This window comes from Inconstantimicrobium porci (assembly GCF_009696465.1).
Lineage (GTDB): Bacteria > Bacillota > Clostridia > Clostridiales > Clostridiaceae > Inconstantimicrobium > Inconstantimicrobium porci.
Window position 1 is genome coordinate 1 of sequence record NZ_VULX01000003.1, and the last position, 24710, is coordinate 24710.

At 31.4% G+C, this 24710-nt stretch carries 26 protein-coding genes, 1 tRNA gene and 1 pseudogene; 18 read left to right on the top strand and 10 right to left on the bottom strand.

Annotation, left to right across the window (positions count from 1 at the left end):
- Nucleotides 1–217: 217 nt before the first annotated feature.
- Together ahpC and FYJ33_RS03580 are read left to right on the top strand one after the other, a co-directional pair.
- Nucleotides 218–781, top strand: a complete 564-nt coding sequence (gene ahpC / locus FYJ33_RS03575) for an alkyl hydroperoxide reductase subunit C (protein WP_154530403.1) — start codon at nt 218–220, stop codon at nt 779–781.
- Between the two features lie 96 nt (nt 782–877).
- Nucleotides 878–953: transfer RNA gene (locus tag FYJ33_RS03580), tRNA-Met, on the top strand.
- Nucleotides 954–1492: 539 nt separating this feature from the next.
- Here the strand turns inward: FYJ33_RS03580 and FYJ33_RS17120 are convergent.
- Nucleotides 1493–2931, bottom strand: a pseudogene (locus tag FYJ33_RS17120) (IS6 family transposase).
- 53 nt (nt 2932–2984) lie between these two features.
- Between FYJ33_RS17120 and FYJ33_RS03595 the strand changes: the two are divergent.
- From FYJ33_RS03595 to FYJ33_RS16200, 6 genes are all read left to right on the top strand, one after another.
- Nucleotides 2985–3704 carry a YibE/F family protein gene (locus FYJ33_RS03595; protein WP_268891443.1) on the top strand — a complete coding sequence of 240 codons (720 nt, stop codon included), beginning with the start codon at nt 2985–2987 and terminating at the stop codon, nt 3702–3704.
- Between the two features lie 250 nt (nt 3705–3954).
- Complete coding sequence (locus FYJ33_RS03600; protein WP_154530407.1) at nt 3955–4479, top strand: QueT transporter family protein; 525 nt, start codon at nt 3955–3957, stop codon at nt 4477–4479.
- A 171-nt stretch (nt 4480–4650) separates the two neighbouring features.
- The gene (locus FYJ33_RS03605; protein WP_154530408.1) at nt 4651–4896 is read left to right on the top strand and encodes a hypothetical protein; all 246 of its coding nucleotides are present in this window, start codon (nt 4651–4653) and stop codon (nt 4894–4896) included.
- 159 nt (nt 4897–5055) lie between these two features.
- Nucleotides 5056–5373 (top strand): winged helix-turn-helix transcriptional regulator, encoded by a 318-nt coding sequence (locus FYJ33_RS03610; RefSeq protein WP_154530409.1) that lies wholly within the window; start codon nt 5056–5058, stop codon nt 5371–5373.
- Nucleotides 5374–5501: 128 nt separating this feature from the next.
- Entirely contained in the window at nt 5502–6047 is a 546-nt protein-coding gene (locus FYJ33_RS03615; protein WP_154530410.1) for a cysteine hydrolase family protein, read from the top strand.
- Nucleotides 6048–6074: 27 nt separating this feature from the next.
- Nucleotides 6075–7478: a phosphotransferase gene (locus FYJ33_RS16200; protein ID WP_235900763.1), complete on the top strand. Its 1404-nt coding sequence runs from the start codon at nt 6075–6077 to the stop codon at nt 7476–7478.
- A 55-nt stretch (nt 7479–7533) separates the two neighbouring features.
- On the opposite strand, the gene FYJ33_RS03630 is transcribed toward FYJ33_RS16200, so the two are convergent.
- Nucleotides 7534–8004 (bottom strand): GNAT family N-acetyltransferase, encoded by a 471-nt coding sequence (locus FYJ33_RS03630; protein ID WP_154530411.1) that lies wholly within the window; start codon nt 8002–8004, stop codon nt 7534–7536.
- A gap of 124 nt (nt 8005–8128) precedes the next feature.
- On the bottom strand, nt 8129–8809 hold the full coding sequence (locus tag FYJ33_RS16950; protein WP_154530412.1) for a lysoplasmalogenase: 681 nt from the start codon (nt 8807–8809) through the stop codon (nt 8129–8131).
- A 110-nt stretch (nt 8810–8919) separates the two neighbouring features.
- Between FYJ33_RS16950 and FYJ33_RS03640 the strand changes: the two genes are divergently transcribed.
- The 4 genes from FYJ33_RS03640 (at nt 8920) to FYJ33_RS03655 (ending at nt 10926) form a co-directional block, all read left to right on the top strand.
- Nucleotides 8920–9231, top strand: coding sequence for a nucleoside triphosphate pyrophosphohydrolase (locus tag FYJ33_RS03640; protein WP_154530413.1), 312 nt, complete (start codon nt 8920–8922; stop codon nt 9229–9231).
- Nucleotides 9232–9249: 18 nt separating this feature from the next.
- A complete protein-coding gene (locus FYJ33_RS03645) occupies nt 9250–9636 on the top strand; it encodes a ribosomal maturation YjgA family protein (RefSeq protein WP_338157037.1) in 387 nt (128 codons plus the stop codon).
- 87 nt (nt 9637–9723) lie between these two features.
- Nucleotides 9724–10047 carry a hypothetical protein gene (locus tag FYJ33_RS03650; protein WP_154530414.1) on the top strand — a complete coding sequence of 108 codons (324 nt, stop codon included), beginning with the start codon at nt 9724–9726 and terminating at the stop codon, nt 10045–10047.
- 66 nt (nt 10048–10113) lie between these two features.
- A complete protein-coding gene (locus FYJ33_RS03655; protein WP_154530415.1) occupies nt 10114–10926 on the top strand; it encodes a patatin-like phospholipase family protein in 813 nt (270 codons plus the stop codon).
- Here FYJ33_RS03655 and FYJ33_RS03660 read toward each other — a convergent pair.
- Nucleotides 10914–11618, bottom strand: coding sequence for a hypothetical protein (locus FYJ33_RS03660; protein WP_154530416.1), 705 nt, complete (start codon nt 11616–11618; stop codon nt 10914–10916). The genes FYJ33_RS03655 and FYJ33_RS03660 overlap by 13 nt on opposite strands.
- Nucleotides 11619–11765: 147 nt before the next feature.
- The gene (locus FYJ33_RS03665) at nt 11766–13463 is read right to left on the bottom strand and encodes a M4 family metallopeptidase (RefSeq protein WP_154530417.1); all 1698 of its coding nucleotides are present in this window, start codon (nt 13461–13463) and stop codon (nt 11766–11768) included.
- 236 nt (nt 13464–13699) lie between these two features.
- Here FYJ33_RS03665 and FYJ33_RS03670 point away from each other — a divergent pair, with 236 nt between their 5' ends.
- The 5 genes from FYJ33_RS03670 to FYJ33_RS03690 all read left to right on the top strand — a co-directional run bounded on the left by FYJ33_RS03670 (nt 13700) and on the right by FYJ33_RS03690 (nt 19255).
- On the top strand, nt 13700–14635 hold the full coding sequence (locus tag FYJ33_RS03670; protein ID WP_154530418.1) for an ABC transporter ATP-binding protein: 936 nt from the start codon (nt 13700–13702) through the stop codon (nt 14633–14635).
- A 12-nt stretch (nt 14636–14647) separates the two neighbouring features.
- Entirely contained in the window at nt 14648–15799 is a 1152-nt protein-coding gene (locus FYJ33_RS03675) for an ABC transporter permease (RefSeq protein WP_154530419.1), read from the top strand.
- On the top strand, nt 15792–16931 hold the full coding sequence (locus FYJ33_RS03680) for an ABC transporter permease (RefSeq protein WP_154530420.1): 1140 nt from the start codon (nt 15792–15794) through the stop codon (nt 16929–16931). Before FYJ33_RS03675 ends, FYJ33_RS03680 begins: the two co-directional genes overlap by 8 nt.
- Before the next feature lie 125 nt (nt 16932–17056).
- On the top strand, nt 17057–18253 hold the full coding sequence (locus FYJ33_RS03685) for an MFS transporter (protein WP_154530421.1): 1197 nt from the start codon (nt 17057–17059) through the stop codon (nt 18251–18253).
- Nucleotides 18254–18349: 96 nt separating this feature from the next.
- A complete protein-coding gene (locus FYJ33_RS03690) occupies nt 18350–19255 on the top strand; it encodes a DMT family transporter (protein ID WP_154530422.1) in 906 nt (301 codons plus the stop codon).
- 77 nt (nt 19256–19332) lie between these two features.
- Here the strand turns inward: FYJ33_RS03690 and FYJ33_RS03695 are convergent, their stop codons facing one another.
- From FYJ33_RS03695 to FYJ33_RS03715, 5 genes are all read right to left on the bottom strand, one after another.
- Nucleotides 19333–19968 carry a response regulator transcription factor gene (locus FYJ33_RS03695; protein ID WP_277643584.1) on the bottom strand — a complete coding sequence of 212 codons (636 nt, stop codon included), beginning with the start codon at nt 19966–19968 and terminating at the stop codon, nt 19333–19335.
- A gap of 25 nt (nt 19969–19993) precedes the next feature.
- Nucleotides 19994–20959: a sensor histidine kinase gene (locus tag FYJ33_RS03700; protein ID WP_206046602.1), complete on the bottom strand. Its 966-nt coding sequence runs from the start codon at nt 20957–20959 to the stop codon at nt 19994–19996.
- A gap of 154 nt (nt 20960–21113) precedes the next feature.
- Nucleotides 21114–22217: a DEAD/DEAH box helicase gene (locus tag FYJ33_RS03705; RefSeq protein WP_154530424.1), complete on the bottom strand. Its 1104-nt coding sequence runs from the start codon at nt 22215–22217 to the stop codon at nt 21114–21116.
- Nucleotides 22218–22414: 197 nt separating this feature from the next.
- Nucleotides 22415–23071 (bottom strand): DUF1292 domain-containing protein, encoded by a 657-nt coding sequence (locus FYJ33_RS03710; RefSeq protein WP_154530425.1) that lies wholly within the window; start codon nt 23069–23071, stop codon nt 22415–22417.
- 22 nt (nt 23072–23093) lie between these two features.
- Nucleotides 23094–23771, bottom strand: a complete 678-nt coding sequence (locus FYJ33_RS03715) for a PspA/IM30 family protein (RefSeq protein WP_154530426.1) — start codon at nt 23769–23771, stop codon at nt 23094–23096.
- Nucleotides 23772–23976: 205 nt separating this feature from the next.
- Here FYJ33_RS03715 and FYJ33_RS03720 point away from each other — a divergent pair, with 205 nt between their 5' ends.
- Nucleotides 23977–24450 carry a hypothetical protein gene (locus tag FYJ33_RS03720; RefSeq protein WP_154530427.1) on the top strand — a complete coding sequence of 158 codons (474 nt, stop codon included), beginning with the start codon at nt 23977–23979 and terminating at the stop codon, nt 24448–24450.
- The last annotated feature ends 260 nt before the right edge of the window (nt 24451–24710 follow it).

Below are 24710 nucleotides of genomic sequence, written 5' to 3' on the forward strand. Positions count from 1 at the left end.
AACTTATTCCTTTTTCATTTAAACTTAAATCATACATAAACTCAGCTCCATTCATTTAATATCGACAATTAAATTATAATGGATAATTTATGTATTGGGGAGATGTTTTTACATCTCCTTTATTTTTTATCAATTTTCCTGCCTACAAAAATTATACTCTAACTGCTCATAATTTTTTGACTTTAGATAATACTAAACTTTGTTAGGAGGTGTTTATATGTCATTAATAGGGAAAAGAGTTTCTGAATTTAAGGTAAGTGCCTATCAGAATGGAGATTTTACAGAGGTTTCATCAGATTCTTTGAAAAATCACTGGTCTGTATTCTTCTTCTATCCTGCTGATTTTACATTTGTATGTCCAACAGAACTTGGAGACTTGGCAGATAATTATGACAAGTTTAAAGAGATTAATTGTGAGATATATTCAGTATCTGAGGATACACATTTTGTTCATAAGGCATGGGCTGATGCATCAGAAACTATTGCAAAAATTCAATTTCCAATGCTTGCTGATCCAACAGGAAAGCTTGCAAGAGATTTTGAAGTCTTAATTGAAAAGGATGGTATGGCTTTAAGGGGTTCATTTATTGTAAATCCAGAAGGAGAAATAAAGGCTTATGAAGTCCACGATCTTGGCATAGGAAGAGATGCAGATGAACTGTTAAGAAAAGTTCAGGCAGCTCAGTTTGTTGCTCAGTATGGCGACAAAGTATGTCCTGCTAAGTGGAAACCAGGTGCTGAAACTTTAACTCCTGGAATCGATCTTGTAGGGAAAATATAAAAATATATTTATCTATTTATTGTTGACATTTACTTTTTATAGTATTATAATAAGTTTGTTAGTTAAGAAATGTAACTAACAAACTTAATTTAATATCGCGGGGTGGAGCAGTTGGCAGCTCGTCGGGCTCATAACCCGAAGGTCGTAGGTTCAAGTCCTGCCCCCGCAACCAAAGAATTTTGCACTGATTTTTAATCAGTGTTTTTTTATTTTCCCCAAATTTATTAATATTAGTGTAATCAATTCTGTATAATCCTCATTTTCAACCTTTCTAAATAAAAATTTAAATACATTTTATTAATTAAAACTAATTTTACTGTAGATATACGAACAAAAGAGAATAAAAAACATTCGCAAAATATAACAATAAATGATGCAATATTCCAGGTATGTAATTATTAACACAAAAGAAATATTTTTTAACAAGAGAATAACATATGAAGAAACAAAATATTTTATATTAGAAGTAGTTTCAAAGAATAATTTTATTTTGTATCTAAAAGCGTACGGGTAATATTTTATTGCTCTGCTTTTTTGATAAATATTTCTGATAGTGTAAAGTTTCGTATGAAAAAATAAGTAAGAAATATTTCTTGTTTATTTTGGAAGTATGAACTTAATCTTTCATTTTATTTCTAAAATTGAATATAGCAAATAGGCCTTCGGTTACGGAGGCAAAAAATAACAATAAATATTTAGTTAAATTACTTGTCAGGAAGCATCTGATTCTTGCATTTGAAGAATTGTCTGTTGACCTAAGCTAATGAGTATCTGCCATTTAGCAGGCATGTTTTCGGCAAACTCTAACTCTTTAAGCTCATTTAAAGGCTTCCAGTAATTATAAGGATGAGGTCTTAAAAAGTTGTAATACGCAGTCCATAAAGAAAAACCGTAAAGGGCACCGTCATCACTGCTGTATCCGCAAGTAACACGATAGGATGATTTGAAAGTCCTGTTTAATCGCTCAACAACTTGTTTTACCCATCTGAATTCTGTTGAAACAGGATCGTCATTTGTTAATCCAATGACTTGAGTTAAGTCGAAGATTTTCTCTTCTTCTAATTCAAATTGCTGTTTTGCAAGTGGATATGCACTATAACCATCAGCAATGAACTTAAGAGTTTTGTTTGGGAAGTTTTTAAACTTGTCAAAAGCCATACGCATAGCAAGAATACACGGCCCTACGGCACGTGTGTCCGATACCTGGTATTCCAAAATGGATTTCTTGCAGGCATCCATTACAATCCAGACATAATGCTTAATGCCCTTAACTTTGATATAGGTTTCATCGGCAGATAGAATATTTGATGGTTTGTAGTCAAAAGTATCTACAAACGGCTTTATAACAGCAGCAGCTGTTAATGCGTAATTGGCAACCATAGTGTGAGATATATCTATGCCGTGAACTTCTTTTAGAGCATGAGCAGTCTGCCTTGTAGAAAGTTTTAAATTCACATGATAAGTAAGGCATAACCCCATTATGTGAAGATTAAACTTTTTAAAACTAAAACCTGTAGCGCGCTCAGGAAGTGAGTATAAATCCATCTTGAAGAAGTTTATGGTAAATTCTCTATAAATATAGCGAAGCTATATTTTGATTTTTCAGCATGGCTTATGTCTTTATCAAGTTTCTTTAAATTTGCAAGATAATAAGAGCACTTATCATTAGTGCACTTATGTACTTTAAAATGTTTTCGTTCCTTACGTTCCGTAAGCGTCGAGCCACAGTATAGACATTTAAAAACTAAAGGCTTAGTAACAAAATTAGACTCTTGAAATGCAGTACCACAAACTTTGCATTGATACTGGCCTTTACTACCATTGTTATCATAGATGTATTCATGAGTGGCACCACATTTAGGGCAGATAATTTTGTCTGGAATAGTTTTACCGTTACGTCTTTGGACGGGCTTGATAATTTTATTATATTTATGCTTGTAATACGCTAAAAGCAGTTTGTAATCAACCTGCTCAAAACGTTTGATTATAGGCAGTTTATCAACTTTAAACTTTTGATATTTAGGACTGTTTGAATCATCAAATTGCATTTGCTTAAGTGGAATATGTTGAGCAATAAATCCTATAAGTTGATAAATAATTTTAATTAGATATTGATTATATATTAGTAAATAAGTTATAATTGAATCCACAATAACGACATCCTTTCGTGTTTATTTTTGTATTCTAGGAGATTCAATTTGTACTGCTTGCCGTAATTGGCGGCAAAAAGGGTATAAAAGCTATGGCAGGACTATTGTTTACACTGTTCTGTGTGTTGTTCCTGCTTCTTCCTCTTTTATCTAAAGGCTATGATTCAATACCTACAGCAATATTTATTATAATAATAACTACAGTTGTCTGTATGGTGCTTCTTAATGGAGTAAACTCTAAAACTATATCAGCTTCAATGGGAACTATTTTAGGAGTAATGATTTCAGGACTATTGGCATATATATCTGGTTATGCAGTTAATGTTACAGGATACAATATGAATGAAGCAGAATCTTTAATGCTGATAGGAAGCAATACAAATTTGAAGATAAAAGGCCTTCTTGTTGCAGGAATATTTATATCATCACTGGGAGCAGTTATGGATGTTGCAATGTCAATAGCATCATCAGTATATGAACTAAACAGTGTTAATAAAAATATGAGTAGTAAACAGCTATTTAGGTCAGGAATGAATATTGGAAAAGATGCGATGGGAACTATGGCAAATACTCTTATACTTGCATTTACAGGATCTTCATTAAATCTGCTGCTTTTGATATTTTCATATGGAATACCAATGATGCAGCTGTTTAATACAGATTCGATTGCAATTGAGATAATTCAATCAGTAGCAGGAAGCATAGGAATAATTCTTACAGTTCCATTAGTCGCATTTATATCATCAATTTTTGTGAAAAAGCTTAAGAAATAGTTCGAATAAAATCTAAGTTATAATAAGCACATTTGTATTAGTTGAATACAGATGTGCTTTCTTTATATTCTGGGAATTTACCTATAGAGTTTTATTGGAGTTTCTGTGTTGTCCTTGTAATATTATTGAAATTTATTGCTTGACTTGTTGTATGAGAATATCATAAAATAGACGATGTTGACTTTGTCAGCAAAAAATGGACAGTTCGCAAACCTCCTGTCCTAAAATAAAACTAAGGGAGATGTTATATATGAATAATATTACAACAAAGAGATTAGTAAGGACTGCTCTTATAGCAGCAATATATGTTGTCCTTACGTTATTGTTTGCACCAATATCATATGGAGGCGTACAATTCAGAGTATCAGAAGTACTTGTGTTATTAGCTTTCTTTGATCCATTTTATATAGGAGGACTAACTTTAGGCTGCTTTATTGCCAACATGCTTGGACCAAATGGACCTGCTGACATAATCATAGGTACATTTGCAACATTTTTAAGTGTTGGAGCAATAAGTTTGACTGCTAAATTCATGAAAAATAAAGTTTCATTATTTGTATCATCATTATGGCCAGCAGTATTTAATGGAATACTAATAGGATTAGAGCTTTCTTTATTCATTACTCCAGATGTTCCATTTTGGATAAATGGACTACAGGTTGCTGCAGGGGAACTAGTGGTTATTTCCATTGTGGGAGTTCCGGTATTCACTGTTTTAAAGAATAAGTATCCTTCATTATTAAGAGAAAATAAGACTAAATTAAGTGAAAATTAATATACAGAGAAAAAAGACGTCTATAATAAATTTATAGGCGTCTTTTTTACAAAGAAAATAATTTCAAATATTTTTAATATGGAATCTATATGGTAAATATTGACAAATAGATATAAATGATGATACACTTGAAAGGCTGGCGATAAAAGGATAAAAGAGTGAGGGGAAGGGATGGATAAACTTGTAAGTGATATCAATTTTGTTAAGAAAGATATAGAAACAATAAGAAGAAATATATGTGGATATATCGAAAATTCTAATGAATTTAAAAATTTGAGTGTATGCAAAAATGATAAAGGGTATATCATAAAAGCAGAATCAAGGAATTATTCTACCACATATAAAGGTCATTTTAATATAAGACTTATTGGTTATGACAACAATAATACAGAAGTATATATAGAAGCAAGGTCATAATATTTTATTATGCTATAACAGAGTTAAGTGTTTTTAGTAAAAAGCTGTATACAATTGATAAGAGATTTGATTGTATACAGTTTTTTTGATAGTATTGGCTTTGTAAATTTACATAATTCTGTTAATTGGGTATAATTAATATATAAAAGGGGTGGAGTTATGAAGATTAGGAATGAGTATACATGTCCATTAGAAATAGTTCATGATATGGTTAAAGGAAAGTGGAAGCCAATTATTGTTTTTCAGCTTAGAGATGGCAGAATGAGTCTTTCAGAGTTAAAAAAGAGTATAAATGGTATTTCAGAAAAAATGCTCCTGGAGCAGCTAAAAGAACTTAGAGAGTTTGGAATAATAGATAAAGAGAAATATGAAGGGTATCCGCTTCATGTTGAGTACTACCTTACACCACGTGGGCAGAAGATGCTGGAAGCCGTAAGAATAATGCAGAATATAGGGCTAGATTATATGCGTGAGTAAATAATTTATCACATCAGAGTAATTTAAAAGAAAAATAAATATATATTATACATACAAAAAAGTAAGTAATTTACTTGTTGGTATACTCTTATTATACTTTATTTGTAATAAGTGATAGGAGGGAAAAAATGATAGGTTTAGTACTTATTGATATTCAAAACTTTTATTTTAAAGGAGGTAGTTCAGAACTTTATCAGCCTGAAGAAGCTGCATCTAAAGCGGCTGATGTTTTAAATACATTTAGAAAAAAAGGTTATCCAATATTTCATGTGCAGCATTTAGATAAGAATACAAAGTTCGTAGAGCCAGGTACGGAAGCCGATTTCAATAAAAGCATATACCCTATGCAGGATGAAATAAAAATCGTTAAGCACACACCAGATAGTTTCTTAGAGACAAGTCTTGATTATGATCTAAGAAAACATAATGTAGATTCTATAGTGGTATGTGGCATGATGACACATATGTGTGTAGACACTTCTGTAAGAACAGCAGTAAATCATGGTTATAAGGTTATACTTGTAGGTGATGCATGCGCAACAAGAGATTTAAAGTGGAATGATAACATAATTCCGGCTGAAACTGTTCAAAACACATATCTAGCATCAATTGATAAGTGGTTTGCAGATGTAGTTAAAGCAGATGAATGCATTGAGATTATTAATAAATTATAATTTGGAGTATTGAAAGGAGCTGTTTTTATGGAGATATGGGATGCATATAAAAAAGATGGTACATTGGCTGGCAGAGATCTAATAAGGGGACAGGCTATTGAAGATGGGCTTTATCATTTGGTGAGTGATGTAACTGTAAAACATAAAGATGGTTCTTATCTTTTAATGCAGAGAGATTATGAGAAAGAAACATTTCCAGGACTTTATGAATGCAGTGCAGGTGGAAGTGTGCTAAAAGGTGAAGGTCCAGAGCAGGGTGCCAGAAGAGAATTAAAAGAAGAAACAGGAATTATATGTGGCAATCTGGTGCCAATATATAAGGCGATAGATAAAAATACAATATATTATGGATATTTAGCAGAAGTTGACTGCGATAAGGACTCGATTGTTCTTCAAAAGGGTGAAACTATTTCGTATTTATGGCTATCTGAAAATGATTTTTTCAGTTTTATAGAGAGTGATAAATACGTTACAGCTCATAGAAACAGATTAAAAGAATATCTAAATTTATTAAATGATAAAAAAGCAGAAATTCTTCAATACGGCATAATGAATTCCGATAAGTGGGTCAGTGTAAAAAAGATATATAAAGGCTGGTCCAGCGAATCAAAGTATATAATAAAAGATTGTAATAATGTAAAATATATATTGAGAATTTCTGATATTGCAGATTATGATAAAAAGAAACATGAATATGGAATAATAAAAAAGTTTAGCAGTCTGGATTTTGTAATGTCCAAGCCTGTGGATTTTGGTATATGCAATAATGGCAAAAATACTTATATGATTCTTTCGTGGGTAGAGGGAGAGGATTTAGAAGAAGCTCTTAATCAAATGTCAGAGCAGGAACAGTATGAAGCAGGCTGGAGGGCAGGAAAAATCCTAAAGCAGATTCATTCCATAAAAGTGGATGATAGTGATATTAATGATCAAAGTAAAAAAGAAAAAATGCTGCATAAGATTGATTTATACCTTAAATCAGGTATAAGGGTAGAGGGAGATGAAGCAGCAGTAAATTATGTACGTGATCATGTGCATGAAATAAACAGACTGCCTAAGGTATATCAGCATGGTGATTTTCATCCAGGAAATCTGATTCACTTATGTAATAGTGATGTAGGAGTTATTGATTTTAATAGAAATAATGTGGGCGATGCTTATGAGGAGTTTTTTAAATTAGAGAGTTTTGCAGTTGAAGTAAGCATTCCTTACTGCAGAGGGCAGATAGATGCTTATTTTGACAAAAATGTTCCTGAGATTTTTTGGAGAATACTTGCAGTGTATGTGGCGTATTCTTCATTAAATTCTATAAGGTGGGCAATAAAATTTGGACAAGATGAAGTTGATGGGATGATAAGAAGATGTAAAGCATCTTTAGAGCATTATGATAACTATAAAAGTGTAATTCCCAGCTGGTATTCATCATTCTGAAATCTTCATTCTAAATTACTGTAAAAATATTCATTTAAATAATTATTATTTTGGGTTATAGATTTTTAATGTACCATGTATCACATGCATAGTGCCCAGTATTGCCAATTGGTTTATCTAATTTAGTGAATCCATATTTTTTGTAAAACTTATTTGCTGCCACCATATTGCTTAGTGTTTCAAGATAGCACTTTTTGTAATGCTGCTTTGCAAATTCAAGTGATGCGTCCAAAAGGTCATGTGTAAAGTGAGTTCCCCTCAGCTCTTTTAAGCAGTACATCTTCTGTAGTTCACATGTATCATTAAGCCCTTCAACAGGTCCTATGCCACATCCTCCAAGTATTCTGCCGTTATCTTCTACGACAAAGTATTTTGAATTATTAGTACTATATACCTCTGAAAATCTGCCAAGATAAGGATCGCACCAGGCAAGACCTTCTCGATTACCGCCAAATTCAAGTAAGCATGTCCTTATAACATGTTCAACCTGTTTGTTATCTTTTTCTTGTATTTCTCTTAATTTCATATCAAATAACCCCCAATCCTACAAAAGAATTACATTTATGAAAATGTTATAATATTAATTATAAACTAAGGTTAAAGAAAGTCGAGGTTTAAAATATGTTTTTTTAATTTTTTATTAAGTGAAATTACATAAGGCTTAATGCAAGCAATGATTGCCCAATATAATAGGTAATTAAGTTAATTGCAGTAAGACATTTTGGTGGCTCTTTTTTGCCAAAAACAATTAGAGAAAGCACGCAGTCAGAAAAAAGAAAGAGCAGTGCACCTATGATTGTGAAAAGTGACTGTTTAGGAATTATAGAATATACATTTAAAAAGGATAATGCTTTTGTAACCATAAATGATATAAGAATACAGTAAGTGCAGACCATTAATAACATACCTTTAAAGTTATATTTGTTTGAGAACATTAAAAATGATATCAGTAATAAATATATAATAGTGGTTATAAGAAAATCGCTATAGAATAATCCTATAAGATAAATAAATGCTGAAGAAAAGAAAATATGACCAATACCGAAACTTATTCCTCCATAAATGAAGAATATATCTTTTGGACCATCAGATTTTTTATTTAGTGCAAGCAGAACATCTCCAATTAAGCAGAATATAAAGGCTGCAATCATCAATATAAAATATATGGCATTTTTACAGTTTATATAGTAACTGCTTAAAGCAATCAGTACAAAGAGTATGCTGCACAATGTTTTAAATAATAATCTAAAGTAATATCTTTTGTAGTAATCACAGATTATTAAACATATAAGGCAGACTATTAGAAGGAATAATAAAGCATATGGCAACATTTTTATCACTTCCTAAGGGATTAATTTTATTACATTATTATTTTATGAACAATTCAGAATAATATGGTAAAATTAAGGGTATTAAAATAAAAAACAATGGAGAAAAAATTATGAAAAAGTATGATAAACTTGTGAGAGATCTTATACCAGAAATTATAAATAATACAGGTAAAAAGTGCGACTTTGAAATTGTACATAATAATGAATTAACAGATAGATTAGAAGAAAAGCTCAAAGAAGAAGTTAACGAGTATATCGAGGATAAGAATATAGAAGAACTTGCAGATATAATGGAAGTATTGTTTGGGCTTGCAAAAAACATGGGTTATACTGAAGAGGAACTAATACATACGAGAAATGAAAAACTTAAAGAAAGAGGAGGATTTAAGAACGGATTAGTCTTAAAAAGAGTTTATGAATAGAAGAGGAGATAAGTAATCTTGAATAAAAGTAAAAAGCGTGTAATTTATGGTATGTTATTTTTAATATTCCTAATATTTGAGGTATATATTGCGTTATTTGTACATGATAATTTTATAAGGCCTTATTTTGGTGATGTACTTGTTGTAATAGTTGTATATCTGTTTATGAGGATAATTATACCTGAAGGTGTGAAATACATGATATTATATGTGTTTATATTTGCGGTTTTTGTTGAGATTCTACAGTATTTTAATCTTATTAAGGTGCTTGGACTTTCTAATAATACAGTTGCACGAATTGTATTTGGTTCAACATTTGATATAAAAGATATTTTATGTTACGCAGCAGGCAGTCTTATATTACTTATTTGTGCAAACAGCATCAAGCGTAAAAATATGTTATAATCTTTATTGATATAATTTGTTATAAGGTAGCTAGACAGCAAACATTAGCAGTGAGGAGGAAACAGCAGTTATTCTGCTGGGAGTTTTATGAGTAAATGTACACAGTGTGAACATAAGTTCACTTTATTTGATAAAATCAAATCTATAAAATATGCATGCAATATAGTAAAATGCAGTAAGTGTGGATCCGTATATAAGAGGATGTCATTAAAATATTCTATAATGGCATCTACTGTAGCTGTTATCATTTCTCTTGTACTTCTTGAAAGTGTATTTAAGAAGATGTTTTGGAATCAGAATATAGGATATGCTCTGGCAGTTACAGTATTTGTAGTTTTGAATGATCTTCTTTACTTTTTATCATTTGGATTAGGTAAGCGGGTAAAAGTAGATGATTCTAAGTATAGATAAATAAATATATATCATTTCTGATAAATCAGCATATAATATCGTGATCAATGTTAATTGGTGATAAAGATGCAGGATATAAGGAATATAGCTCTTGTCCTTGGTGGTGGCGGAGGAAGAGGCGCTTATCAGATTGGTGTATGGAAGGCACTTAGAGAGTTTGGTATAGAAAAAAATATAAAAGCTGTATCAGGTACCTCAATTGGTGGTATCAATGCAGCTTTTTTTGCACAGGGAAGTTATGAAAAGGCAGAAAGTTTATGGCGAAATATTTCTAGTGAGCAGATTGTAGTAATTGATGCGAAGAAAATAATTAGTGAATTTCTAAAGAATTTTGACTTGAAAAGCAAAAAGCCAACTGAATTTTTTAAGAATATAGCTGACACAGAAGTAATATCAAGAAATGGACTTGTTGAAATTGTAGAGAAGTATATTAATATTGATTATATAGCAAATTCAAATATAAAGTGTATATTATCATGTACAGAAATACCACAATTTAAGGCTCATTATTTCGATGTGGAAGGAAAAAATATATTAAAGATAAAAAAAGCCTTGATGGCTACTTCAGCATTCCCAGTAGTATTTGATCCGGTGAATATAGATGGGCATCTATATATTGATGGTGGTGCAGTTGATAACATACCTATAAAGCCGTTGTATGATCTTGGATATAGAAAATTTATTGTTGTTCATTTTGATATAAATGGCATAATTGATTACTCAAAATACAAGGGTGCTGAGTTTACAATTATAACTCCTAGTATATTTCAGGGTGGAATGATAACCGGTGCTTTTAATTTTAATAAAATAACAAATAAAATGCGTCTTGAATTGGGATACAGGGATACAGTACTATTATTAAAAAATCAAGGCTTTTGATATATGATTTTATTAATTTTATTTACGATTCTGCCTGTAGCCATATCAACATATACATCGTAAGATCCTAGATTATTTGTGTTGTAATGAACATTGTATTTATAACAGAAATATATGTGGGGCTTTTTGGAAATGACTGTTTCTGATAAAAATTTAATTTGTGGATTATTATCTGCAAATTCTTTATTTATAATAGAATCAGCATTAGCTTTTGTAATATTCCTTTTTAGCTGCTGATGGCTGTTAATAACATCGTAATTTATGTTAGCAGTTACGTTTGTAATAACATTGCTGCTATCAAAATGTACTGAAATTGATGCTTTTTCAACTGGAATGTTGTTAAATATCTGTCCTAAAACAATATGAGTAAATCCCAGTTCATCTTTGCGTAGTGATTTTATTGTAAAGTTATTGTTTACATTATTTATTGATAATACAGGTTTGATCTCATTAATAAATTTTAATGCTTCAATACTATCTGAACTATTTCTTTTAGATAACTTGCCTGATAATGATATCTGTCTATTTTCTGAGTCTTCATAGAATTTAAACTGTTTTCCAGAAGAATTTTTTAGATTCTGAAGAATTCTATCCTTATCAGCAGTGTTTCTATATGAGGGAAAAATGTAGGTACAACTCAGTATAGTTAATGATGAGATTATAATTGTATAAATTAGAGCTTTTCGTTTCAAAAATAAACACTTCCTAATATTGATGATTAATATTATATATTAATTTATTAAAGATAAAATGAACAATAATGCAAAGCAGTCTCGATAAACTTTGTCGGTGATGATTAACCGTATGTTTAATAAATAACTTCTTGTTTATCGAGCTGCTTAAGTTAATAATTTGCTAGTAGATCCTTTAGTTGAACTCTTTAATTTGGATCCATTTGCATTATATAAATAAAGATCATAATCTTTTGGAAGATTTGATAGGGTAATATTTAATGTTTTTGAACATGGTACATATATCTTGTAATAATCAACATCTGAAGAACTACTTATATAAGATTTATAAGTTTCTCCTGATTTTATCTTATAAGCGTTTTTAATAGAGTCATTAGGCTCATAAGTGTCAGTAGTAGGCTGCTGTGATCCTGATATTATATCAACAGAAGTAAATGCTGATGTTAATGCCTTTACTTCATTTGAGTTTGCACCATATAAATCTGTAGCAGCTTGTACAAGTCCACTATATGCACCAGCAAAGTTTGTATTGGCGTTAAAGTAAGTTGTCAGTGCTCTATAATAAATTTTTGCTGTTTTTTCACATCCTATAGATTTTGCTACAAGGTAAGCTGCTTTGTTAGGAATACCACTATTAGTATGAACTCCGCCATAATCTATTTTTTCAGCATCTTCAGTAGAAACTTTACTTTGATCCCAATATTTTGTGTAATAATTTGGTGATGTCATGCTATCAGGCTGATCATATAATGTTGGATCTTTTAAGCTTCTGAACGCTTTTTCGTTAGATTTACCAGTACATATTTCATCACCAATAACCCAATCTGAATCGTTAAATTCCCAAGTGCCTCCATTTTGTACATTATACTTGTCCCAAGTTTGGATAAGAACTCCCATAACATCAGACATACTTTCGTTTAATGCACCAGATTGATTTGCATAAGTTAACTTTGCAGTTTTATCAGTTACACCATGAGTCATTTCATGACCTACAACATCAAAATCTGTACATAATGGTCTATAGTATTTACCATCACCATCTCCATAAACCATTTGATTAGTTTCTGGATCCCAAAAGGCGTTAGCATAATTTTTGGCATAATGAACGGTTGAAATAAGACTCATACCGTTTCCATCAATTGAATTTCTATTAAACAATTTTTTATAGAAGTCATAAACAACACCAGCGTATGAATGGGCACTTACTACTGCTGGATCAGATATTGTTTTTGTAGAGCTTGTGAAAAGTTTTCCTGGTTGTTCTTGCTTGTTGTTAGCAGTATAAGTGGAAATTTGTCCAGGCATATCTTTAGTTATGTCTTTTGCCTCATAAGAATTTCCTGATTGATAAAGATTTAGAGTTCTCTCTGTTCCATTTTCAGCTGTTCCACTTCCAGTCACTGCACCATCAAATTTAAGTCTGCTTTCTGTATTAACAATTTTTCCAGTATTCATGTCAACGTAGACATAATAGCTTCCAATATCGGGTGCTTGGTAGTGTACATTAAATTGGTAAGTTGAGAGTAATTTATTATTCTTATCAATAACTTTATTAGTAACAAAATTATTATTTACATCTTTCAAAGATAAAACATCTTTGACTTCATCAAGAAATTTTATGGCTTCTGAACTGTTAGAAGTTTTTCTTTTTGAAAGCTTACCTGATAAAGATTTTTGATTTTTGTTTTGTACTGCCATCTTAAACTCTTTGCCAGATGATTTCTTTATGCTTTCAAGTATACCATTGACATTTATTGTATTTGCTTTTGCTGATAGAGGCTGTATAAATCCAGTTGCAAGAAAAGAAGCAAGTACTAAAGTTGAAAATAATTTTTTGTTTTTCATAACAAAACCCCCTTATTAATAATAAAAGTAAAATATACTTTACCCTCCACTTTATTATACATGAAATAATTGGTAAGAAAATACATAAATGTTAATTATATAAAACTTAATAAAAACTCAATGTTTACTATGTGACTTTTGTCATATATAAAGAAATGACTTTAGTTGGATTACTATTTTTTTTGTATTTTGTATAATAAGACCATAAAGAAGAAAGTTGCTATGGAGGTAAAAATATGAATGCAATAAGTTTGAAGAATATTACAAAAAAATTTGATGGAAATATTGTTGTAGATAATATAAATCTTAATATAGAACAAGGCGAAATATATGGTTTTTTAGGACCTAATGGTGCTGGAAAAAGTACAACAATCAGTATGATATGTTCACTTATTCATCCTACAGATGGTGATATAGAAATTATGGGAACTAATATAAAAAAGGACAGCAGAGAGATAAAAAAGAAAATAGGGTTAGTTCCGCAGAACATTGCATTATATAAGGATTTTACTGCTTATGAGAATATTAAATTTTTTGCGGAGTTATATGGACTTAAAGGTGATATGTTAAAGCGGAGAATTAATGAAGCTTTAGAGTTTACGGGCCTTATGGATGTTAAAGATAAAAAGGCTAAGACTTATTCTGGTGGTATGCAGAGAAGGCTTAATATAGCATGTGCCCTTGTCCACAAACCTCAGATAATTATCATGGATGAGCCTACTGTTGGCATTGATCCACAGTCAAGAAATCATATAATGAATGCAGTTAAAAAGCTTAATGAAGAAGGGACAACAATAATATATACAACTCATTATATGGAAGAGGCAGAAGCATTGTGTTCAAAGATTGCAATAATAGATAAAGGTAAGATAATTGTTGAAGGCACTAAAGAAGAACTTAAAAACATGATAAGCGATAAGAGTACATTGTCTGTTACAGTTGATGATATATATAAACTAGATGTGAACCAGATAAAAGGTGTACAGGGAGTACAGGATGTTTCTGTGAAAGAAAATACATTAAGTATTACATCATCAAAAGAAGTTAGTAATCTTGATAAACTTATTAATACAATAGAGTTAAGTTCTGCTAAAATTATTGATTTAGGATTTAAGGATATATCACTAGAAACTGTATTTCTTTCACTTACAGGCAGAAATTTAAGGGATTAAGGAGGAAATAATATGTTAGCTATTATTAAAGCAACTATTCTTGATAATATAAGAGATAGAAAAAATACAATGTTTTATATTATTTTTCCTGTATTCCTTGTGTTTGTGTTAGGAAATTTATTATCAGGTACTTTTGGTGGAAATAATGTTTCTTATAAGAACATAGAGATAAGATATATAGATGACGGCAGTGAAAATACAAGGAAAATTTTCAAGACACTTCAGGATATTTCTAAACAGGACGGTAAGGAATTTTCTTTTAGATTTACTAAGGATGTCTCTTTAGATAAAGCAAAAGATGATGTAAGAAAGAATAAAAGTATACTGCTTCATCTTAATGGTGATAAGATAGATTTTTATTCTAATAGTGATTCAATTTCAAAGCCAAGCTTTGTTTTTGCTACAGTAAATTCAATATGCAGAAAGTACAATGCAGTAACCGCTATGTACAAGATAAATCCTCAGGGAGCAATGCAGTCTGCCAAAAATGCAGAAGAAAGTACAGAAAAGTATTTTACAACAACAAAGATATCATCTAACAATGTTACAACAGCTATGGGCTATTACGGTGTTGCAGAAATAGGACTGATAATCTTTTATTTCTTTAATATGCCGTTATACAGTGTTATAGAATACAGAAAAAATAATATTAAAGACAGGATAAGAATCTCAGGGATTCCTAGCAGGAGATATTATTTAGCAGTATATACTGCCAATATAATCTACGCTGAAGTATGTATTGTGATTTCATATCTAGTCTGCAAGTTCGTAATTGGAGTTAACTATGGAAATAATATATTCATTCTGCCTCTTGCTGCACTTCCATTCATTTCTATAATAGTAGGAATTGCAGTGATGATCTCAGTATTGATTAAGAAGGAAGAAACTGTAGGTGTTGTCAATAATGTTATGCAGATTCTCATTATATTTCTTGTATTTGTAGGTGGTGGTTATATAGCACTTACAGGTAACAATGGTGCATTCTTTGATATAGCAGGGAAAATCTCTCCATTAAAGTGGTTTAATGAGGCTGTATTTAAGTCAGTTTATGCTGCTGACAATAGCTATTTAATTAATTTCCTTATAGTCGGAGCTGTTATCTCAGTGATGATTTATCTGTTTATTTCAGTATTCAGCAGAATGGAGGAGAAGTATTATGAGTAATGTATTGGTACTTTTAAAGAATAATATAAATATAGCTGTGCTGAAACAACCAAAGAAGTTTCTTCTAGGTATTATAGTTCCTATAATCATACTTCTTTTTTCGGCTCAGATATTAGGAAGAAATAATGGCAGGCTTAATATAGGAGTAATAGATAAGGATAATTCAGCTACTTCAAAAATGATAATTGATACTTTGAAGAAAGACAATACTGTAAAGGTGGTTAATCTTAAGGAAAGTGAAGAAAAAGATGCTCTTATCAATCAAACTGTAGAAACTATCGTCAAAATACCAGATGGTTATGAAGACAGGGTAATTAATAATAAAGATGTTAAGATAAATACATCAACAAGTGAAGAGGGAAATACAAGTTTGGCTAAGAATATACTGGGTACAGAAATTCGAAATATCAATGATATTGCCAAGGTATGTGGAAAAAATAAAGAGCTTTATAAGAAAACTCTTGAATCATATGCAAAATCAGACTCAGGCAGCGTAAAAAAACAGAAACTGTCAGATCTTTCAACACAATATACTTTAGGACAGATATTTATAGGATTTCTAATATTATTTATGCTTAACAGAGGTATAAATAATTCTGAACATTATTTTAAAGAAAAGACTGAAAATGTATTTACAAGAATATTTATATGTCCAGTTAAAACATGGGAGTATTATGTGGCAGATGGCATAAGCAGTTATCTAACAATACTTTTACAGATAATCTTATCTTTAATTGGAATAAAAGCGATAAATTACGATCTTGGTGTGCCAATACTATCAATTTTCATTGTTCTTAATGTGCTGGCAGTTGTAGCAGTAGCTCTGTCAATGATGATCAGATCATTTTCTAAAAATGCTAATCAGGCAGGCAACACTTATATGTTTGTGCTTATCATCATGGTTATGATAGGAGGATGCTTTGTACCATATGAGTTTATGCCAGTAACATTCCAGAAGCTTTCATATTTCACACCAGTCAGATGGGCAATGAAATCAATAATTGAAATGCAGTTAGGAATTCCACTATCATCTATAGTACAGTATCTGGGCATAATGCTGCTATTTGCAATAGCATTTTTTGTAATAGCTGCATATAAAACTTCAAAACAGGATAAAGAGTTTTCAATTTAATTAGTAAGAAATATTCTGCGATTATAGTAACATATTAGTACTATATTCGCAGATTTTTTGAATTTATTACATAAACAGAAATTATGTATTATAATATACCTATTGAAAATTACGGAGGTTATGTTATGAAATGTAAGATGAATTATAACAATACGATTTATGCATGCTTTATAGGGTATATTGTACAAGCGATAGTTAATAATTTTGTACCACTTTTATTTTTAACGTTTCATTCTACATATGATATTTCAATAGATAAGATTACTATGCTTGTTACTTTTAACTTTATTGTGCAGCTTGTTATAGATTTATTATCAGTGAAATTAATAGATAAGATTGGCTATCGAATATCGGTTATTATGGCACATATATTCTCGGCGGTGGGCTTAATAGGACTTGCAGTACTTCCAGAAGTTTTTTTCGATAAGTTCTTAGCAATTTTAATTTCAGTGATAATTTATGCTGTAGGTGGAGGATTGATTGAAGTTCTTGTAAGTCCTATAGTAGAATCATGCCCTACAGAAAGAAAAGATGCTGCCATGAGCCTTTTACATTCTTTTTATTGCTGGGGGCATGTGGGAGTAGTGCTGATATCAACATTGTTTTTTATGCTGTTTGGTATCGACAATTGGAGGTTTATGACTTTGGTATGGGCAATAGTTCCTATAATGAATTCATTATTTTTTATAAAAGTACCTATAGCTCCACTTATAAAAGAGGGAGAAAAGAAGCTTGAGTTAAAAGAAATATTAAAATTAAAAACATTCTGGATCATGATACTTTTAATGTTTCTTGCCGGTTCATGTGAGCAGTCGGTGAGCCAGTGGGCTTCAGCTTATGCAGAGAGTCAGCTTAATCTTTCAAAATCAATCGGAGATCTTCTTGGACCATTGATGTTTGCAGCAATGATGGGGATTTCAAGAGCATATTATGGAAAGTGCAGTGAAAAAATTAATTTAGATAAATTTATGTTTATAAGTAGCATATTATGCTTTGCAAGTTATATTTGTATTTCATTATGTCCTGTACCGTTTATTGGATTTATTGGGTGTGGTCTATGTGGTTTATCGGTAGGAATATTATGGCCTGGGACTTTCAGCATGGCATCTGAAACTATTAAAGGTGGGGGAACTGCTATGTTTGCATTATTAGCACTTGCAGGAGATCTAGGATGTTCAATGGGACCGACATATGTAGGACTTATGTCTGGTGCTTTTAATGATGACTTGAAAAAAGGCATTCTTCTGGCAGTTATTTTTCCTGCTGTACTTATTGTTACGCTAATTTATTTTAATAAAATAAAATCAGAATATAATAGATAGTGTTATAAGCATATAACGTTTCAAATAGATTATATTTATTATATAATTGTATGTATGTTAATAATTATATTTAAATATATAGAAAGAGGTAGCAGTATGAATTTCAGTAAAATGAGCAACAGAAGCAAAGGCATTACGTTTATGATAGCATCATCCTGCGGGTTTGCTATGATGTCTGCATTCGTAAAACTGTCTGGTGACCTGCCTTCATTTCAAAAAACTGTTTTTAGAAACTTAGTGGCGGTTGCAGTTTCGCTTGTTCTAGTCATAAAGAAGAAGGAAAGTCTTGTCGGGAAGAAAGAAAACAGGATGAGACTGATAATGAGATCAACATTTGGAACTCTTGGCATATGGTTTAATTATTATGCTATAGATAGGCTTGTACTTTCAGATGCCAATATGCTTAATAAGTTAAGTCCATTCTTTGTTATTATTTTTTCAACTTTATTTTTGAAAGAAAGAATGAAGCCTAAGCAGGCGAGGGTAGTTACAATATCATGCATTCTTGCATTTATTGGTGCCTTATTCGTTATCAAGCCGACATTTAATCTTGAAGCTATTCCAGCACTTGCAGGATTAATGGGTGGGGTGACTGCGGCAGCTGCATATACATGCGTAAGAAGCTTAAGTGGAAAGGAAAGTCCAGACACTATAGTATTTTTCTTTTCAGCATTTTCAACAATAGCCAGTCTGCCTATGATGATTATGACATATAAGCCGATGAGCATGCTTCAGCTTACATATCTGATTTTAGCAGGTGCATGTGCAAGTATTGGACAGTTTGGTGTGACATTTGCCTATAAATACGCTCAGGCAAAGGAAATATCTATATTCGATTATACAAATATCCTTTTCTCAGCAGTAATCAGTATTATAGTGTTTAATGTGATACCTGATGGTATGAGCATTATCGGGTATATAGTCATTTTTGCAGCATCATTTTATATGTTCAGATTTAATAAAAATCTCGATAAGATTGATAAAAAAGTTAAGGAAGCATAAATAATAGAAAAGTACTCCTATTTAACATAATTAAATAGGGGTGCTTTTTTAGGATTTAGATAAGTGTTATTTTAAGATTACAGGTGCCCTTTGATGTAGTATATAGCTATTTGTGTTCTATGTTCAAGTCCGGTTTTCTGGAATATTGAAGTTATATAATTTTTAACGGTACCTTCTGATATGAAGAGAAGCTGGGAAATTTCTTTATTGCTGAGACCGTCGGCGATAGCTTTCATTACATCAAGCTCTCTTTCCGTAAACTTACTCTTATCTATGCTGCTTACTGTATTTGAACTATTTGAAAACTGGTTTGAAATCTTACTGACTATTTCATCCTGAAAGACACAGTTTCCGTCATTTACTATGTGGATTGTCTTGATTATTTTTTCAGGATGCGTATTTTTAAGCAGGTAGCCTTTTGCACCGTAGGCTATGCCGTCTTTTATATAGTTATCCTCATCAAATGTTGTAAGGATGATTACTTTTGTCTTTGTTCTTTTTGATATTTCTTTTGTAGCCTCTACACCGTTTAGCACAGGCATTCTTACATCTAAAAGTGCTATGTCTACTTCATTGTTCAAAATAAAATCTACAGCGCTTTTCCCATCTTCAAAGCATCCTGTAACATTTATATCTTTGTCAGATGATAAGATTATTTTAAGGCTTTCCCTGATTAATGTATCATCATCAGCTAAAACTAAATTAATACTCACTGCTGATACCCCCTAATTGTAATAGTTAATACGGCATTAAGATTATTACTGAAAATCCGTCTTCGCCGTTAATTATGACTTTGCCATTTTCAGAAGAGACTTTATCTTCAATATTGCTAAGTCCAATATTTTTGTTTATTTTAGTACAGCCGATTCCATTATCTTTTACTTCAAGTTTGATGATCTTGTTGAGAACATTGATGGATATTGTTATCAGGCTGCCTTTAGAATACTTGATTGAGTTTGTTGATAATTCCATTACGCTCTGGTAAAACAGATGCCAGGATGATGATGTTATTTTATTTAAGTCACCAGTATAATTTATTGTGAATTTAAAACCAGTGTTCTTTGTTTTTTCATCCATTAGTAGTTTTATTCTATTAATACCCATTTCCTCTTCGGCAGGACGTATACTTCTTAATGCAACGCGTATTTCATCCATGCCGCCTCTGAGAGTTTTAATTGAAGTTGTGAGCATTTCTGATGCTTTATCCTTATCGCTGTTCATAATGAATTTTATTGCTTCAAGCTGCAGCAGCACAGCAGAAATAGTATGTCCAATTTTGTCATGAAGATTGCCGGAAATTTTAGTACGTTCCTCAAGACGTGCTGTATATATGGTCTGGTTATGACTGCTTTCTTCCTGTTTCATCTCGTATTCAAGATGATTTATCTTTTTCCTCTGCATCATTGTTTCCTTTTCAAAGGATACAGTTTTCAGTGATAATTTATATAATTCTGATAATGAGATTGCGATTATTACAGTTAGTAGAGTCTCATAAGCTGGAATATGCCATTTGAAAATTATAATGGGAATCAGCAGTGACAATAATGCTGTTAAGACTGTATTCTTTATTTTAGGAAGAAGAAATTCTGTACATTCAATAGATAAAAGAATAGATGCACAGTCAAGATATTTAACTGCAAAGAGCAGAGTAGCAGCAGCTTCACAAATTATGCAGACATATTGATTTTTGAACATGTTCTTCATGAATGTAAAGATGATTATTATAAGCATGTACAATACTAAAATTTGAGGCGCAATTTTCATTATTGTGCCATTATATAAGATAAAGCATAAAGCTGCAATTTTATAGATAATGATGATACTGTTGTAATTATCTATTTAAATGGCCCCCTTTATATTAAATTTCCCTTCTTGGAATCTTGTACTTAAGTTTTGTTTCTATTTCATTTAATACTCTCATATCTTTAGGGTCAACAAATACACATGTATAGCCGCTTTCGCCAGCTCTTCCTGTTCTTCCTATACGATGGATGTAAGTATCTGCTTTTTCAGGAATATCGTAATTGTATATATGTGTAACGTTGCTTATGTCAAGACCTCTTGAAGCAACATCTGTAGCTATAAGGTACTGAAGGTCGCCTTTTCTGAATGATTTCATTATTCTTTCACGTTTTGATTGTTGGATGTCTTTATGAATTTTGCTACAGTTAAAGCCTTTCTTATACATTACTTCTTCAAGTTCATCAGCTCTTCTTTTTGTTCTGCAGAAGATGATGGCCATATAAGGATTATCCTGTTCTAAGACTCTGCATAAGTCATTTCTTTTTTCTCTGTCGATAGTTTCAACAACTTCCTGCTTAATATTTGAAAGAGTTATTTTTTCATCATTAACTGCTATAACAGAAGGATCTTTCATATATCTGTAAGCAAGCTTCTTTACTGCTGAATCCATAGTCGCTGAGAAACATAAAGTCTGAAGTTTATTTGGAGTTTCTTTCATTATCATTTCAACTTCATTTTTAAAGCCCATAAGAAGCATCTGATCAGCTTCATCAAGTACGAAAGTTTTTAAGTGGCTTAAATCTATAGATTTTCTTCTTATGTGGTCAAGAAGTCTGCCTGGAGTTGCAACTATAAGCTGCACATTCTTATTAAGCTTTTTAAGCTGGCCGTTAATATCTTTACCGCCGTAAGCAGCAAGTACATTGATATTTTTTGCTTCCTGAAGTTTCTTGGCTTCTTCACTTATCTGAAGTGCAAGTTCTCTTGTAGGTGTTAATATAAGTGCTTGCACATTGCTGTCTTTTTCAGATATCATTTCAAAAATTGGCAGAAGGAATGCAAGAGTTTTGCCTGTTCCTGTAGCAGCTTCAGCAATGACATCTTTGCCGCTTAGTATCACTTCGATACTTTCTTCCTGTACAGGAGTTGCTTCATGGATTCCTGATTTTTTAAGTGTTTTACATATGTTATCGCTTATTCCAAGTTGATTAAAGTTCATTATTATTACCTCTTTTTCTTTTGAATAAACTAATTATATCATTAAACAGAACTAAAAAATACTTTTAGTATTTCTTTAAATTATTTGAATTAAATAATTTAGAGGTTTGGAGGTGAAACCTCCATTAAAACAAAGAATCAGCTTGCTTTGAAAGCTGATTCTTCCTCAATTCTACATTATACAATTTAAATTATAAATTAAATTGACTGGTAATTTTCTGCGATATAATCAAATTCTTCTGGATCTGTTATTTCGCCATAATCATCATTTGAGATGCCAGGGTAGTAGTAAAGAATGAATTTATCTTCTTTATCAACAACGTTCTCAATAATTATATACTGTTTGTCTTTTTCACAATCCTGCATTGTAGCAAGGACTCTGTATCTTGAAGCACGTCCAGTATTATTGTTAGTAAGATCAAGAGTGAAGTTATTGTGAACAGTAATATTAAGCTTTTCTTTATCACATTGCTTGATGAAAGAGTTTTCCCTGCAGCCGCTGCATGAATTAAACTTACATTCTTTTACACAGTTTAAGCACTGGCACTTTGTGCACTGGTGAAGCTGGTTAAAAGTTTCTCTGTTATCATTCTTGTATGATGTAAGCAGGCTTTCATATTTGTTGCCATTAAACATGCTGAAAAGCTTGTTCTTTTTGTTTGATAATTCACTTTCTGAAGAATCAAGAAGATCGATATATTTTTTTAGTACATCTGATTTATTGATATATTTTCTTATCTTTAATGTCTTTTCTGAAAGGAAGGGAGCTACGCTGTCATAAGCATAGCATATATCTACATATACTTTTCCCCAGGTATCTTTCTCAGACTTTATAAAATCTAAATCACTAGCCATAAATTAAACCTCTGCTTTATTTTTAGTTTTCGCTGTTAGTAGAATCTGAGTTAGTCTTATATTTTGCTAGTTCAGCATCTAGATCAACGTCGGCTTCTAAAGCTTCGAACTCTTTATCAAGATCATCTACTTCTTTTAAGTCGCCAAGTCCGCTTGCCATGGCTTCTTTTCTCTGAATTTTTCTTTCTACGTCGTCAAGGCTGATAGAGTTCTTCTTAGTCTGTACATTTGCAAGTATTTCATTAACCTGCTTTGATGCATCTGCATTGTTAGATCTAGCTGCTGCTTCGTCTCTGTAGCTTCTAGTCTTCTGGATTTCATCTTCTAATGATTTTAAGTTCTTCTTTAATGCATCAGCACTTACCTTTGCCTGATTGTAGCTTGCAGTTAATGACTGAACCTTTTTATCAGCATCAAGTTTTCTCTGAAGAGCTCTCTTTGCTAGATCTTCATTTCCTTTAGACATTGCTAGTTTAACTTTTTCATCGTAATCAGCAGATTCCTTTTTAGCAAGTTCAAGTTTCTTTTCTGTTTCATGTACGTTGCCAAGTACCTGAGCTGATGATAATTTCGCTTTGTTTAAGCTTTCTTCCATTTCTCTTATTTTCTGATCTAGTAATTCGATTGGGTTCTCCATATCGTCTAGTGTGGCATTAACCTTTCCTTTAACCATGTTTGAAATTCTTGTAAATACTCCCATTATTGAATACCTCCATTAATATCTTCTATTAGATTTCTTTATTATTTTTATAATTATAATTATTATAATCAGTGCTATTAATAATTTAAATGCTGAACCAAGAATGCTTGATCCCCTGTAGCCATATCCGCCGTAATAAGCAGATCTTCCGAAGAAAGGTATTGGCACATATCTTGTTCTTGTGCCTGAACTTCCTCTGTTATAAGTGTTTGATGAGCTCGAAGAGCCTGATGAGGAAGAACTGTTATTATTAGTTCCGCTATTCTGTGATGAAGAAAAATTCCCTGATTTAAATCCACCTGATGAACTGCTCGACTTCTTACTGCTTGATGATCCGCTTCCTGAACTTGAGAAACTTGCTGACTTAAATCCACCAGAAGAAGATTTTGAACTTGATCCAAAAAGACTGCCTCCAGATGAACTTTTGCTGCTTGAGCTTCCAAATGACCCTGATTTAAAACCGCCGGAAGAAGATTTTGTTGATTTAAAGCTTCCAGAAGATTTAAAACTATGTGATGATGAATGTGAACTTTTAGCGTATGCAACTGATTGTGTTGATGTTGCTACATTAAAAATGTTCGGTACATCTACAGTAAAACATGACGTAATAAAAATTAATGTTAATAATAATGTAAATAAAAAGCGCCTTTTATTTTTAATTTTGATCACCTCCGTTTGATTTACTTTATGAATTGATTATATAGTAAAATAAAACTGTTTGCAAAGCATAATTAAACTTATAATGAGTTATAAGATACCATTTAAACAAATAGAGGACATATAGCCTAATATAAGCTTTAAATTTCTACGTTTTGCTTTAAATTTTACTTTTTTATAAGTTAATGAATAACTTATAGCCTAAATTGGCATTATTATAAAAGTTTCCAAAAATATATTTTAATTATATCATAATAATTAAGGAAATAAATATTTACTTGT

What these genes read in the sequence shown, in the direction of transcription:
- ahpC (WP_154530403.1), top strand. Translation starts at nt 218, where the DNA reads ATGTCATTAATAGGGAAAAGAGTTTCTGAATTTAAGGTAAGTGCCTAT.
- FYJ33_RS03715 (WP_154530426.1), bottom strand. Translation starts at nt 23,771, where the DNA reads ATGGGAGTATTTACAAGAATTTCAAACATGGTTAAAGGAAAGGTTAAT.
- FYJ33_RS03680 (WP_154530420.1), top strand. Translation starts at nt 15,792, where the DNA reads ATGAGTAATGTATTGGTACTTTTAAAGAATAATATAAATATAGCTGTG.
- FYJ33_RS03655 (WP_154530415.1), top strand. Translation starts at nt 10,114, where the DNA reads ATGCAGGATATAAGGAATATAGCTCTTGTCCTTGGTGGTGGCGGAGGA.
- FYJ33_RS03690 (WP_154530422.1), top strand. Translation starts at nt 18,350, where the DNA reads ATGAATTTCAGTAAAATGAGCAACAGAAGCAAAGGCATTACGTTTATG.
- FYJ33_RS03665 (WP_154530417.1), bottom strand. Translation starts at nt 13,463, where the DNA reads ATGAAAAACAAAAAATTATTTTCAACTTTAGTACTTGCTTCTTTTCTT.
- FYJ33_RS03605 (WP_154530408.1), top strand. Translation starts at nt 4,651, where the DNA reads ATGGATAAACTTGTAAGTGATATCAATTTTGTTAAGAAAGATATAGAA.
- FYJ33_RS03630 (WP_154530411.1), bottom strand. Translation starts at nt 8,004, where the DNA reads ATGAAATTAAGAGAAATACAAGAAAAAGATAACAAACAGGTTGAACAT.
- FYJ33_RS03600 (WP_154530407.1), top strand. Translation starts at nt 3,955, where the DNA reads ATGAATAATATTACAACAAAGAGATTAGTAAGGACTGCTCTTATAGCA.
- FYJ33_RS03705 (WP_154530424.1), bottom strand. Translation starts at nt 22,217, where the DNA reads ATGAACTTTAATCAACTTGGAATAAGCGATAACATATGTAAAACACTT.
- FYJ33_RS03640 (WP_154530413.1), top strand. Translation starts at nt 8,920, where the DNA reads ATGAAAAAGTATGATAAACTTGTGAGAGATCTTATACCAGAAATTATA.
- FYJ33_RS03675 (WP_154530419.1), top strand. Translation starts at nt 14,648, where the DNA reads ATGTTAGCTATTATTAAAGCAACTATTCTTGATAATATAAGAGATAGA.
- FYJ33_RS03650 (WP_154530414.1), top strand. Translation starts at nt 9,724, where the DNA reads ATGAGTAAATGTACACAGTGTGAACATAAGTTCACTTTATTTGATAAA.
- FYJ33_RS03685 (WP_154530421.1), top strand. Translation starts at nt 17,057, where the DNA reads ATGAAATGTAAGATGAATTATAACAATACGATTTATGCATGCTTTATA.
- FYJ33_RS03610 (WP_154530409.1), top strand. Translation starts at nt 5,056, where the DNA reads ATGAAGATTAGGAATGAGTATACATGTCCATTAGAAATAGTTCATGAT.
- FYJ33_RS16200 (WP_235900763.1), top strand. Translation starts at nt 6,075, where the DNA reads ATGGAGATATGGGATGCATATAAAAAAGATGGTACATTGGCTGGCAGA.
- FYJ33_RS03670 (WP_154530418.1), top strand. Translation starts at nt 13,700, where the DNA reads ATGAATGCAATAAGTTTGAAGAATATTACAAAAAAATTTGATGGAAAT.
- FYJ33_RS03615 (WP_154530410.1), top strand. Translation starts at nt 5,502, where the DNA reads ATGATAGGTTTAGTACTTATTGATATTCAAAACTTTTATTTTAAAGGA.
- FYJ33_RS16950 (WP_154530412.1), bottom strand. Translation starts at nt 8,809, where the DNA reads ATGTTGCCATATGCTTTATTATTCCTTCTAATAGTCTGCCTTATATGT.
- FYJ33_RS03700 (WP_206046602.1), bottom strand. Translation starts at nt 20,959, where the DNA reads ATGAAGAACATGTTCAAAAATCAATATGTCTGCATAATTTGTGAAGCT.
- FYJ33_RS03710 (WP_154530425.1), bottom strand. Translation starts at nt 23,071, where the DNA reads ATGGCTAGTGATTTAGATTTTATAAAGTCTGAGAAAGATACCTGGGGA.